This is a genomic window from Kitasatospora arboriphila, from assembly GCF_039528095.1.
In the GTDB taxonomy this organism is placed as follows: domain Bacteria; phylum Actinomycetota; class Actinomycetes; order Streptomycetales; family Streptomycetaceae; genus Kitasatospora; species Kitasatospora arboriphila.
The window spans coordinates 28147-40108 of record NZ_BAAALD010000026.1 but is presented as its reverse complement, the minus strand read 5'-3'; the positions used below and the strand labels follow the sequence as shown (position 1 = coordinate 40108).

The window sequence follows — 11962 nt, the reverse complement described above, 5'->3', positions numbered from 1 at the left end:
CGGCCCGCGCACCGGCACCCCGCACCGCCGCCGTCAGCACACCGTGCCCAGGCTGAAGCCCGGCTCGGCCCGCACCTCGTCCAGCTCGACCGCCGCCGGCGCGTAGCCGCCGCCCTCGCTCTGCCAGGCCCACGCGACCTGCCGGTACTCGCCGCAGGCACCGGCCGACCCCTGCGAGCCGTGCAGCAGCGCCGCCCCCGGCAGCTCCCGGTAGAGGCCCGCGCACAGCACCGCGCAGACCAGGTCCAGGTCCTCGTCGTTGATCCGCACCACCCCGTCCTCCCAGTGCAGGATCCGGGCCTCCGCCTCCAGCCGGCCGCCCGGCGCCTCCACCGCGCACAGGAAGCGGTACGCGCCGAACCCGGCCCCGACCAGCATCCGGCGGAACAGCTCGGCGCCCCGCTGGTGCGCCTGTCGCACCAGCACCGCCGCATCCTCGGTGTCCCCGCCGTCCCCGCCGTCCCCGCCGGGCACGCGGTCCAGCAGCAGCTCGACGTGGCGCAGCGTCAGACCGCTGTCCCGCGCGCGGACCAGCCGCGGCACGAAGTCGCCGACGAGCTCCTCGCCCTGGTACGGCAGCAACTGCGTCTGCAGCGGCGGATTGACCAGGTACCGGTCCCGGGAGACCGGCTCGGCCGGGTCCAGCCGGTGCAGCAGGCAGAAGTCGGCGAAGTCGTCGACGTGGAACATCCGGGCCTGCACGGTGCCGTACGTCCGGCGGGCCTCGGCCAGCAGCACGGCGGTGTCCAGCAGGTAGCTGTCGAAGTCCGCGGCGTCCGTGAGGCGCCAGGCGCGGGCCCGCTCGAAGTCCTCGGCGCTGGTGAGGATGCCCGTGACGAAGGCCTCCTCGCCGTGCGGACGGCCTGCGGCGGCGGCGTTGGCGGTGCAGCGGGAGGGTCGGGGGGCGCGGGGGTTGCGGGACATCGTCGACTCCTGCGGGGCGGTGCGGTCGGTCGCCCCTGTTCCTCCCCATCCCCGCGGGCCGCACACGCACCGGTTGTCACAGCCCTGTAACTGAAAGCAACGAGGCGGCGGCAACCGCCCCCAGGGGCACGGGCGACACCTCAGGGGCGCGTGGGGGCACCTCCCGGCCGAAGGCCGGGGGAGAACTGCGCAACGTGAGGGCGGTCAGATCGACAGGTCCGGGCATTCGAGGTCGGCCCGAACCGTACGGATGCCCGCTCTCGGACTGCGCAGTTCCCCGCGCCCCTGAGTGATGGCCCCTCTCGGATTGCGCAGTTCTCCGCGCCCCTGGGTGGCCGGCCGCCCCCGGACGGACCCGGGTGATCGTCCGTCAGGACCTGGGGGCGCGGGCGAGTTGGCGGGACTGGGCGACCAGGCGGCCGGTCTCGTCCCAGATCTCGCAGTCCTCCTCGAAGTAACCGCCGGCCAGGTTCCGGGTGGCGTGCGCGACGCGGAGCCAGCCGGGCGCCGGCTTCGCCCGGAGGTGGACGGTGAGTTCGACGGTCGGCGCCCAGCCGGGCCGGCCGAGGTCGAAGGTGACGGGCGGCAGGGAGTCGGCGACGAGCAGCAGAAGCAGCGGGTCGGGCTGCCGCCCGTCGGCGAGCCGGAACCAGCCCTGGATGCGGCCGTTCCCGGAGGGCTGCCCGAGGGCCCAGCCGACGGTGGCCGGGTCGAGCCGGAGGTCGAACCGCTCCAGCAGCGCGGCCTGTTCGATGAGCTGCGGCGGCGCGTGCTCGACGCCGATGCATTCGTCCGGCAGCGGCATCACGGGCGGCAGGGCGCTGGTGGCGACCTCGGCGTCGAGGGTGTCGAGGTCGCCGAAGGTGGCGAGCACCCGGAGCCGTTCCTCGCCGTCCTGGAGGAGCGAGGCGGTGCCGGTGGTGAGGCTCCGGCCGCGGCGGACGGTCTCGGTGCGGACGGTGGCCGGGCCGGGGCGGGAGGCGGAGAGGTAGTGGCCGGTGATGGAGAACGGGTCGCGGTGGTCGCCGTTGGCGAGGGAGAGGGCGTGCCCGGCGACGGCGAGCAGCAGGCCGCCGTTGACGCCGCCGCCGATCTGCCAGCCCGCGCCGAGTTCGGCGTCGTACCGGCCGGGCTCCGCGGCGTGCGGGGTGAGTGCGATGCCCTGGTCGAACTCGCTGCGTGTCGCGGTGGTCATCGGTGGTACGCCCTTCGCCTCAGCCATTACTCACCGGTAGCCTACGCCTCCGCACGGGGCGGGCGAAGGCCCGGGAGCGGACGCCGGCCCGGGAACGCGCGAAGGGCTGCGGGCCGGGTTCGGCCCGCGGGCCCGCCGGACCGGTTCGGTCCGGCGGCCTCTCGGGCCGTCCGTGCGGGGCGCGGGGCCCGGTCGCGACGGCTCAGTCGCGGCGGATCTGCGGCTTGAGATCCATGAAGCGGGCGAGCAGGCCGTTGACGAACGCCGGGGACTCGTCGGTGGAGTACTCCTTGGCGATCTCGACGGCCTCGTCCAGGACGACCGCGTCCGGGACGCCGTCCTCCCAGATCAGCTCGTAGGCGCCGATCCGCAGCACGTTGCGGTCCGCGATCGGCATCCGGTCGAGCGTCCAGCCGACCGCGTAGGTCGAGATCAGCTCGTCGATCCGCCGGGCGTGGCCGCTGTACCCCTCGATCAGCTGCATGGTGTACTCGCCGACCTGCGGGGTGGTCTCACCCGGCTTGGCCTCGCGTGCCCGGCCCACCCACTCGGCGAGCACGCGCTCGGGCGCGACCCCCCGGTGGTCGGCCTCGAAGAGGATCTGGAAGGCCCGGGTGCGGGCCTTGGTACGCGCGTTTGACACGATTACTTGACCCGGCCGAGGTAGCTGCCGTCGCGGGTGTCGACCTTGACCTTCTCACCGGTGGTGACGAAGAGCGGGACCTGGATCTCGGCGCCGGTCTCCAGGGTGGCCGGCTTGGTGCCGCCGGTGGAGCGGTCGCCCTGGACGCCCGGCTCGGTCTCGGCGATGGTGAGCTCGACGGCGGCCGGGAGCTCGATGTACAGCGGGACGCCGTCGTTCTGGGCGACCAGGGCCTCGAAGCCCTCGAGCAGGTACTTGGCGGCGTCGCCCACGGTGGCGGCGTCGACCGGCACCTGGTCGTAGGTGTCCATGTCCATGAAGATGAACTGCTCGCCGTCGCGGTACGAGTACTGCATCGTGCGCTTGTCGACGTTGGCGGTCTCGACCTTGATGCCCGCGTTGAAGGTCTTCTCGACGACCTTGCCGGTCAGGACCTCCTTGAGCTTGGTGCGCACGAAGGCCGGGCCCTTGCCGGGCTTCACGTGCTGGAACTCGACGACGGACCAGAGCTTGCCGCCCTCCAGCTTGAGGACCATGCCGTTCTTGAGATCGTTCGTAGAAGCCACGAGCGCACTAACTCCTGATATAGCTGTCAAGGAACCAAGGGCTGCGCCTCCTGCCTCCCGCCGGGCGGGCTACAGGGCGAGGAGCTCCTTGGTGGTGATGGTGAGCAGCTCGGGCCCGCCCTCCTCGAGGGGGCGCACGACGAGCGTGTCCTCGATCCGGACCCCGCCCCGCCCCGGGAGGTGCACCCCCGGGCCGACGGTGACCGGCACGCGATTGTCCAGTTTACCCATGTCGGCGGGTCCCAGGCGCGGCGCCTCCCTGATCTCCAGGCCGATGCCGTGTCCGACCGGGTGCGCCGGGCTGTCGGTGTGGCCCGCGGCCTGCAGCACCTCGCGGGCGGCCAGATCGGGTACGGACTCCGAGACGCCCGGGCCGAGCGCCTCGCGTCCGGCCCGCTGGGCGCGGAAGACCAGCCGGTGCAGTTCGACCTGCCAGGGCGCCGGGGCGGCGCCGATGACGAAGGTCCGCGCGGTGGAGACGCCGTACCCGCGGTAGCAGGCGCCGAGCACGACGGTGAGGAAGTCGCCCTCCTCGACCCGCCGGTCGGTGGGCTGGTGGGCCTCCAGGCCGGAGTGGCTGCCGGTGCCGACGGAGACCGGGAAGGCGGCGCGGTCGGCGCCGTGGTCGATCATCCGGCGCTCCAGCTCCATCGCCAGGTGCCGCTCGGTGCGGCCGACCAGGATCGACTCCAGCAGTTCGCTGAGCGCCTGGTCGGCGATCTCGGCGGCGATCCGCAGGTCGGCGATCTCGTGCTCGTCCTTGACGACGCGCATCCCCTCGACCGCGGTGCCGAGGTCGGCGAGCCGGACGCCTTCGGCGACGCCGGCGAGCGCGCGGTGGCGGCGGACGGTGAGGTCGTGCTCCTCGACGGCGAGGTCGAGGACCTTCAGCCGGCCGGCGGCCTCGGCGGCGGCCAGCGCGGTGTCGGTGTCGGCGGGCACCAGCAGTTGGCCGATGTCCGGACCGAGCAGGTGCTCGCCGCCCTCCTCGGGCGGCAGGTCGTCGGGCAGCGCCAGCAGCGCCCGCTCGCGGGTGAGCAGCAGGCTCGCACCGCACGGCGGGCAGCCGGTGAGGTAGCGGACGTTGGAGGCGCGGGTCACCAGGGCCGCGTCGACCCCCGACGCACTGCAGTGCTCCCTGAGGCGCTCCCGCCGCGCCGCGTACGCATCGGACATGCCACGAGCCTACGAACTGCGGACGGCCCGCGCCCGTCGAGCCGGGCGGGCCCGGAGGGCGTGGTGCGGCGGGCGCGGGGGCGCGCACGGCGGGTCGCGGACCGGTCGGCGGCGCGGGGCCGAACGGGGGACGGACCGGCGGACGGACGGGCGGACGGGGAGGGGGCTGGCGAGTCGGGACCGGGCGGGACCGGGCGGGGCCGGGCGGGACCGGGCGGGACCGGGCGGGAATGGAACGCCCCGGGCTCGCGTTGGAGCAGATACGAAAACGACTTCCGTTTCGGACAAGATGTCCGGGACGGAGGTTCGGAGCCACCGAGGAGGAGCAGATGGCCCGCAGCGAACTGCGTCCGGTCGTCCGGCTGAGGTCGACCGCCGGCACCGGTTTCACCTATGTGACGCGCAAGAGCCGCCGCAACGACCCGGACCGCCTGGTGCTGCGCAAGTACGACCCGGTCGCCCGCGAGCACGTGGCCTTCCGCGAAGAGCGCTGAGCCCGGCCGCAGGCCCCGTCCGGCACGTCCACCCCCGAAGGAGCAGCCCCCATGAAGAACGGCATCCACCCCGCCTACCGTCCGGTCGTCTTCCGCGACAAGGCCGCCGGCCGGTCCTTCCTCACCCGCTCGACGCTGACGTCCGCGTCGACGGTGGTCTGGGAGGACGGCACCGTCCGCCCGGTGGTCGACGTGGAGACCTCGTCGGCGAGCCACCCCGTCTGGACCGGGCGCGCCCGCGTCCTGGACCAGGCCGGCCGGATCGAGCAGTACCGGCGGCGGTACGGCCGCGACTGACCGCCCCGCGCACGACCGCGCCCCCCTCCCCGGCCGGGGAGGGGGGCGCTTCGGCATGCACCCGGGGGCTCAGCGCGGGGGCGGCGGCACGGAGACCACGAGGGTGAGCCGGACGGGCACCTCGCCGTCGTTGCGGTAGCCGTGCGCGGCGGCCGCCTCGTAGGAGGCGGTGGAGCCGGCCGGCACCAGGTGGTCGCGGCCGTCCAGGGTGAGGGTGAGTTCGCCCTCCTCGACCCGGGCGATCTCCACGGTGCCCGCGGGGTGCGGGTCGGAGCCGTGCCCCTCCCCCGGCAGGATCAGCCACTGCCAGAGCTCCAGCGGGCCGGGCGCCTCGATGCCGCTGAGCAGCACCCCGGTGCCGCCCTCGGCTCCCGACCAGAGCTGGACGGCCTCGTCGTCGGGGACGATCCGCACGGTGGAGGTCTCGTCGTAGTCGAGCAGCCGGGCGATCGAGGCGCCGAGCGCGTCGGCGAGCCGGACGACGGTGCCCACGCTCGGGTTGGTCCTCCCCTGCTCGATCTGCACGATCATGCCGCGGCTCACGCCGGAGCGGGCCGCGAGTGCGTCGAGGGTGTGGCCGCGGTCGGCGCGCAGCCGCTTGAGGTTGCGCGCCAGGGCCTGGGTGATCAGATCGGGGTCGGGCATACCAGTCCAATGAATTGATTCGTCAGGTTCACTCTGTTGACCTAAGCTGCGGGGGCACCGAGCGTCCACCCGACCGTACTCCGGAGTCCACTGTGCTGTCCCAGCTCCTCGCCCTCGCCGCCAGCCTGCTGTGGGGCATGGCCGACTACGGCGGCGGCTCGCTCACCCGCCGGCTGTCCGCGCTGACCGTGGTGGTCGCCTCGCAGGCCGCCGCGGCCGTGCTGCTCGTCCCGGCCGTCCTCGCCGTCGGCGGCGCGGGCGCGGCCTCCGCCGGCCTCTGGTACGCGGTGGCGGCGGGGGTGATCGGGCCGTTCGCGCTCCTCGCCTTCTACCGCGCCCTCGCGCTCGGGCCCATGGGGGTGGTCTCGCCGCTGGCGACCGTCGGCGTCGCGGTGCCGGTCGGGCTCGGGCTGCTGCTCGGGGAGCGCCCGGGCCCGGCGCAGGCCGGCGGCATCGCGGGCGCCGTGCTCGGGGGCGGGCTGGCCGGGCGGGGCGGGCGCGGCGGCGGCACGGTCGGCCTGCGGGTGCTGGTGCTGACGCTGTCGGCGGCCCTCGGCATGGGCACGGTGATGGCCCTGGTCGCCCGGGCCTCCGACGGCGGCGGGCTGCTGCTCGTGCTGTGCGTGCAGCGGCTCTGCAACGTGGCGGTCGGCGGCGGCGTCCTGCTGGCCGGGCGCCGCGGGCGGGAGCCCGGCGCAGCGGGGACGCTGCGGCGGAGCCTGCCCGCGCTGACCGCGGTCGGGGCGGCCGACGTCGCCGCGAACGCCGCCTTCGCCGCCGCCTCGCACCGCGGGTCGGTGGCCGTCGCCGCGGTGCTGGCCTCGCTCTACCCCGTGGTCACCGCGCTGATGGCCCGGGGGCTGCTCAAGGAGCGGCTGCGGCGCGTCCAACTGCTCGGCGCGGGCCTCGCGGTGGCGGGCACGCTGCTGCTGGCGGCGGGCTGACACCCCGTCCGCCGTTCGGGGCGGCCGCCCGCGGGCCACCTCAGCCCGCCCCGCCGGGCGTCCAGCGCTGCTCGACCCGGGCGATCCGCCAGTAGCCGATCGCCGCCGCCCACACCACCACGAACAGGCCGACGATGACGAAGCCGACGTTGTCCAGGCTGAGTCCGGCGATCCAGCCGCTCACCGGGTCACTCAGGCCCAGCTTGTCGTGCAGCACCGCGACGAGCTCGATCGTGCCGATGACGAAGGCCACCGCGATCGACAGGCCGGTGATGGCGAGGTTGTAGAACACCTTGCGGACGGGGTTGGAGAACGCCCACTGGTAGGCGAAGTTCATGAACGTGCCGTCGAGGGTGTCGAACAGGCTCATCCCGGCGGCGAACAGCAGCGGCAGGCAGACGATCGCGTACCAGGGCAGGCCCGCCGCGGCGCCCGAACCGGCCATCACCATCAGCGTCACCTCGGTGGCGGTGTCGAAGCCGAGGCCCAGCACCATGCCGACCGGGAACATCTGGCCGGGGCGGGAGATCGAGCGGGTGGCGCGGCGCAGGACGCGGTTCATCAGCCCGCGCGAGTCGAGCTGCCGTTCGAGCTCCGCCTCGTCGAAGGTGCCGGCCCGCATCGCCCGGAAGACCCGCAGGATGCCGAGCAGGGCCGCCAGGTTGAGCGCGGCGATCAGGTAGAGGAAGGCGCCGGAGGCGGTGGTGCCGATGGTGCCGAGCACCTGGTGGGTGGTCGAGCCGTCGTCCATCAGCACCCCGGCCAGCTGGGCGCCGCCCGCGACCAGGGCGGCCATCAGCACCACCATCGACGAGTGGCCGAGGGCGAACCAGAAGCCCACCGAGACCGGTCTCCGGCCGTCGGCCATCAGCTTGCGGGTGGTGTTGTCGATCACGGCGATGTGGTCGGCGTCGAAGGCGTGCCGCATGCCCAGGGTGTAGGCGGTGATGCCGAGTCCGGCGCCGAAGACCTGGGTGCCGACCTCGTAGCGCTCCGGCACGACCAGCAGGAAGAGCGTGCCGAAGGCGGCCACGTGCATCGCCAGGATGACCGCCAGCAGGCCGGCCGTGCGGAGGGTGTCCTCCCGGCGCCAGCGGAAGGCGGGCAGGCCGGGGGCGGTCGGCGGCGCGGCCGTACCGGTTGCGGGCAGGGTCATCTGCGGTTCACGCTCCAGCACCTCGTGGAATGACGTCGTGAGGTGCCGTGGCCGGTCTCCTGGCTCACGGGGAGGTTCTGACGGTGCCCGTACCCGGCCTTCCCGGGCGCGCCTGCGCCCAGTGACCCGCGAGGGGTACGGATTGACTCCCCGTTCACAGTGGCGAGGGCCGCTCCGGACTCGGACCCTGAGGTCCTGCACCGGTCTTCCCGAACACCACGGCTGCTCCACCGTAGGGGTGACGGACCGACAGCTGCAAGCCTGCACAACCGCGCAGGTGTCGTAGATCACGGCCGGTCGGCCTGCGAGAATGCCGCCATGCACCTCCTCCCCGCCGATCGCGCAGGCCACCGCACCATCGACGGGCACCGGGTCTGCGAGGCGATCGCCGGGATCGGCGACACCGGGCGGGTCCGGGCCTGGGCGGAGGTGTTCGGCCTGCTCGCCGACCCGGGGCGGCTCGCGCTGCTGCTCGCCCTGCACACCACCGGACCGCTGGCCGTCACCGACCTGGCGCTGGCCACCGGGATGCGCGATCCGGCGGTCTCCCAGGCGCTGCGGCTGCTGCGCGCCGCGGGCGTGGTCGAGGGCGAGCGGGACGGCCGGGTGGTGCGCTACCGGCTGACCGACACCGCGGTGGCCGAGGTGCTGGAGCACGGGGTGCTGGGGCGCGCCGACTGAGCGCTCGCTCGGAACGACCGCCCGCACGGCAGGAACCCCTGCACGGTACGGCCCCCTGCACGGTATGAGGGCTTCCTGACGGTTTGTCAGCGGGACGGGGGGTCAGCTTCAGCCAAGTTTTCTTGTCATGTCACCTCGAAGCCGTTCCGGTGGCCCATGCTTCCGGAGGCGGTCCGTCCGGCCCGCCGTCCCCAGGCTCCTGACGAGGAGACACCCGTGAAGCTTCGCCGTACGTTCGCCGTGGGGCTGCTGGCCGCGGCCGCCACCCTGCTCCCCGCGCACCAGTCCGGCGCCGCCACCGGCGGCGGCCTGCCGTTCGGTTCGGCCACCGCCGTCGGGATCCACAACACCTACGACCCGGCCGCCTTCCCCTTCCTCGCGCAGAGCCTGGACACCGGCACCGGCATGATCGAGCTCGACGCGTGGACGGACACCGTCACCAAGGAGTGGAAGGTCAGCCACTCCAACCCGCTCGGCAACGCCAACAACTGCACCGCCGCCACCGGCCCGGCGACGCTGTACAGCGGCGGCACCAACAAGAACCTCGAGTACTGCCTCGACGACCTGCGGATCTGGCTCGCCGCCCACCCGTCGAGCGGCCCGCTCGTCGTCAAGCTGGAGCTCAAGGGCGGGTTCGCCGCCAACCGCGGCATGGGCCCGGCCCAGCTGGACGCCCTGATAGCCGCCCACCTCGGCAGCGCCGTCTTCCGCCCCGCCGACCTGCTCGCCAAGCCCGGCGGCGGCAGCTACCCGAACCTCGACGAGGCCGCGAAGGCCGGCAACTGGCCGACCCGCGACGCCCTCGCCGGCCGGGTCCTGGTGGACGTCATCCCCGGCACCGTCGAGGAGGGCAACCCCTTCGACACCCTGCACACCGACGTCGAGTACAGCCGCTACCTGCGCGACCTCGCGGCGGCCGGCAGGGCCGGCCAGGCCCAGGTCTTCCCGGTGGTGCACGGCGCCGTCTCCGGCGACCCGCGCAACGCCTACGGCGAGGCCAGCATCCGGCCCTGGTTCGTGGTCTTCGACGGCGACGCCTCGGCGTACGTCGGCGGCATCGACACCGGCTGGTACGACGCCCGGCACTACCTGCTGGTCATGACCGACGCCCACAACGTGGCGCCCGCCATCAGCTCCACCGACCCCACGGCCGACCAGGCCCGGGCCCGGGTGACCCAGCTCGCGGCCGCCCACGCCAGCATCGTCTCCAGCGACTGGCGCAAGCTGCCCCAGGTGCAGTCCATGGTGCTGCCGCGTGGCTGACGGACCGTCGCCCTGCCCGGCCGACGGCCCGGCCGGGCCGCGCTCAGCGCCGCTGGCAGCCGGGGCACCAGAAGAGGTTGCGGGCCGCCAGCGACTCGGTGCGCACCGGTGTCCCGCAGATCAGGCAGGGCATGTCGGTGCGGCGGTAGACGTACACCTCGCCGCCGTGGTCGTCGACCCGCGGCGGCCGGCCCATCGCCTCCGGCGTGTGCTCCGGCCGGACGGTGTCGATCCGGCCCGCGCCGACGCCCGCGTGCATCAGGGCGACCAGGTCGGCCCAGATCGCGTCCCACTCCTCGCGGGTGACCCTGCGGCCCTCGCGGTGCGGGCTGATGCCGAGGCGGAAGAGCACCTCGGCGCGGTACACGTTGCCGACGCCGGCCAGCACCTTCTGGTCCATCAGCAGCGCGGCGACGGTGGTGGAGCTGCGGGCCACCCGCCGCCAGGCGGCGTCCGGGTCGGCGTCGGGGCGCAGCGGGTCCGGGCCGAGCCGGGCGTGGACGGCCTCCTTCGCCGCGGGGTCGAGGAGTTCGCAGGTGTTGGGGCCGCGCAGGTCGGCCCAGCCCTCGTCGTTCGCCATCCGCAGCCGGACCTCGCCGACCGGCGCCGGGGCGCCGCCGCTGCCGAAGGTGAAGCCGCCGTACAGCCCGAGGTGGACGTGCAGCCAGTCCTCGCCGAAGCCGAGGAAGAGGTGCTTGCCGTGGGCCTCGGCCTCGTCCAGCGGGCGGCCGTCCAGTCGCGCGGCGCCCTCGGCGAACCGCCCCTGCGGGCTGCTGACCCGTACCGGCCGGTCGGCGAACACCCGGTGGTTCTCGTGGGCGAGGCGGTGGATGATGTGGCCCTCGGGCACGGGCGTCAGCTCCTCGTCTGGTCCGTCGCGGTCCCTCCATCATCCCAGGCGCCGGTGACACCCCCGACCGACCGCCCGGGGCAGAGGCCTGCCCACGAGGGTCGCTCACGGTGGCCTACGTCCGCCGTGCGCTGCCCCCGCGCCGCTGACCACCCGGCCGCAGCCGGGAGCGGACCACGCCGTCGGCGTCGGGCGCCGCCCGGGCACCGCCGCCGGTCACCGTCGGCCGGTGAGGCGGGACATGATGGCGCGGTCGAGGGCGGCGGCGGTGGAGGCGACGTCGAGCTGGGAGTTGTCGATGATCGGCAGGCCCGAGGTGCGCCAGCCGGCCATCCGGCCGTGGATGCGGGCGACCTCCTCGTCGCTGAGCCGGCGGTTGCCGCTGCGGCGGGCGTTGCGGGCGAGCACCGAGTCGAGGCCGGGCAGCAGGACGACGGGGATCATGCCGGGGCCGATGTGGCGCTTCCAGCCGCCGAGGCCGATCGCCGGGCGGTCCGGGAAGACGGCGTCGTCGATGATGCAGGAGATGCCGTTGGCGAGGTAGTTGCGGCAGGCGAAGCCGCAGGTCCGGCGGGCCAGCCGGTACTGGGCCTCGGAGGCGTTGTTCCAGCCGGACTGCGGGTTGGCGAAGCCGGACTGCACCCACTCGCGGACGTCGTCCAGGCTGATGTGCGCGGTCGGCATCGGCTGCCGTTCGGCCCAGTGCCGGGCGACGGTGGTCTTGCCGGCGCCGGCCGGGCCGATCAGCAGCACGGCTATCGGGCCCGTGGGCAGCTGCTGCTGCGGCGGGTGCGCGGGCAGTTGGACGGGTGCACCGGTCGGCAGGACGAAGTGGCCGGTGGCGCCGGGCGGCACGCTCATGGAGGCCGTGGGCGGCACCGCAGGCGCCGCGGGCGCCGCGGGCGTCACCGCTGCGCCGGGCTGCGGCTGGGCGGTGGGCTGCTGCGGGTACGGCGGCCGGCCCACCCCCGGCGCGGCACCCGGCCGGGCGGGGTACGGCGGCGCGACGGGTCGCGGAGGCATCGGTCCTCCCCCGGTGTACTGCGACATCGTCACCTCCCGACCGGGACACTACACGTCGGCCCGGTGAAGTCGGAGGCCAAGCGGTCTTAGGAAGACAATTAATGA

14 protein-coding genes and 1 riboswitch are annotated in these 11962 nt (G+C 74.4%); of the genes, 5 read left to right on the top strand and 9 right to left on the bottom strand.

The genetic code is table 11. The annotated features are described in order from the left end of the window. Nucleotides 1–33: 33 nt before the first annotated feature. The 5 genes from ABD353_RS15765 to ABD353_RS15745 all read right to left on the bottom strand — a co-directional run bounded on the left by ABD353_RS15765 (nt 34) and on the right by ABD353_RS15745 (nt 4504). A complete protein-coding gene (locus ABD353_RS15765) occupies nt 34–924 on the bottom strand; it encodes a hypothetical protein (protein WP_344624217.1) in 891 nt (296 codons plus the stop codon). 370 nt (nt 925–1294) lie between these two features. Further along, entirely contained in the window at nt 1295–2119 is an 825-nt protein-coding gene (locus tag ABD353_RS15760) for a thioesterase family protein (RefSeq protein ID WP_344624216.1), read from the bottom strand. Nucleotides 2120–2321: 202 nt separating this feature from the next. Further along, entirely contained in the window at nt 2322–2762 is a 441-nt protein-coding gene (nusB, locus tag ABD353_RS15755; protein ID WP_344624215.1) for a transcription antitermination factor NusB, read from the bottom strand. 2 nt (nt 2763–2764) lie between these two features. Then, nucleotides 2765–3328 carry an elongation factor P gene (gene efp / locus ABD353_RS15750; RefSeq protein WP_344624214.1) on the bottom strand — a complete coding sequence of 188 codons (564 nt, stop codon included), beginning with the start codon at nt 3326–3328 and terminating at the stop codon, nt 2765–2767. Nucleotides 3329–3397: 69 nt separating this feature from the next. After that, nucleotides 3398–4504, bottom strand: coding sequence for a M24 family metallopeptidase (locus tag ABD353_RS15745; protein WP_344624213.1), 1107 nt, complete (start codon nt 4502–4504; stop codon nt 3398–3400). Nucleotides 4505–4833: 329 nt separating this feature from the next. On the opposite strand from ABD353_RS15745, the gene rpmG reads away from it, so the two are divergent. Further along, nucleotides 4834–4998 (top strand): 50S ribosomal protein L33, encoded by a 165-nt coding sequence (rpmG, locus tag ABD353_RS15740; protein ID WP_344624212.1) that lies wholly within the window; start codon nt 4834–4836, stop codon nt 4996–4998. 51 nt (nt 4999–5049) lie between these two features. Beyond that, the gene (locus ABD353_RS15735; RefSeq protein ID WP_344624211.1) at nt 5050–5295 is read left to right on the top strand and encodes a type B 50S ribosomal protein L31; all 246 of its coding nucleotides are present in this window, start codon (nt 5050–5052) and stop codon (nt 5293–5295) included. Between the two features lie 69 nt (nt 5296–5364). On the opposite strand, the gene ABD353_RS15730 is transcribed toward ABD353_RS15735, so the two are convergent. Next, nucleotides 5365–5940 (bottom strand): helix-turn-helix domain-containing protein, encoded by a 576-nt coding sequence (locus ABD353_RS15730; protein WP_344624210.1) that lies wholly within the window; start codon nt 5938–5940, stop codon nt 5365–5367. 95 nt (nt 5941–6035) lie between these two features. Between ABD353_RS15730 and ABD353_RS15725 the strand changes: the two genes are divergently transcribed. Then, nucleotides 6036–6884, top strand: a complete 849-nt coding sequence (locus ABD353_RS15725) for an EamA family transporter (protein WP_344624254.1) — start codon at nt 6036–6038, stop codon at nt 6882–6884. A 40-nt stretch (nt 6885–6924) separates the two neighbouring features. Here the strand turns inward: ABD353_RS15725 and nicT are convergent, their stop codons facing one another. Further along, nucleotides 6925–8040, bottom strand: coding sequence for a Nickel transporter NicT (gene nicT / locus ABD353_RS15720; protein WP_344624209.1), 1116 nt, complete (start codon nt 8038–8040; stop codon nt 6925–6927). A 32-nt stretch (nt 8041–8072) separates the two neighbouring features. Further along, nucleotides 8073–8276, bottom strand: a riboswitch (cobalamin riboswitch). A gap of 82 nt (nt 8277–8358) precedes the next feature. Between nicT and ABD353_RS15715 the strand changes: the two genes are divergently transcribed. Both ABD353_RS15715 and ABD353_RS15710 read left to right on the top strand, forming a co-directional pair. Beyond that, a complete protein-coding gene (locus tag ABD353_RS15715; RefSeq protein ID WP_344624208.1) occupies nt 8359–8721 on the top strand; it encodes an ArsR/SmtB family transcription factor in 363 nt (120 codons plus the stop codon). A 216-nt stretch (nt 8722–8937) separates the two neighbouring features. Continuing rightward, nucleotides 8938–9984, top strand: a complete 1047-nt coding sequence (locus ABD353_RS15710) for a phosphatidylinositol-specific phospholipase C domain-containing protein (RefSeq protein WP_344624207.1) — start codon at nt 8938–8940, stop codon at nt 9982–9984. A gap of 43 nt (nt 9985–10027) precedes the next feature. On the opposite strand, the gene ABD353_RS15705 is transcribed toward ABD353_RS15710, so the two are convergent. Both ABD353_RS15705 and ABD353_RS15700 read right to left on the bottom strand, forming a co-directional pair. Then, complete coding sequence (locus ABD353_RS15705; protein ID WP_344624206.1) at nt 10028–10834, bottom strand: Fpg/Nei family DNA glycosylase; 807 nt, start codon at nt 10832–10834, stop codon at nt 10028–10030. A gap of 216 nt (nt 10835–11050) precedes the next feature. Further along, nucleotides 11051–11884, bottom strand: coding sequence for an AAA family ATPase (locus tag ABD353_RS15700; RefSeq protein WP_425555165.1), 834 nt, complete (start codon nt 11882–11884; stop codon nt 11051–11053). Between the last annotated feature and the right edge of the window lie 78 nt (nt 11885–11962).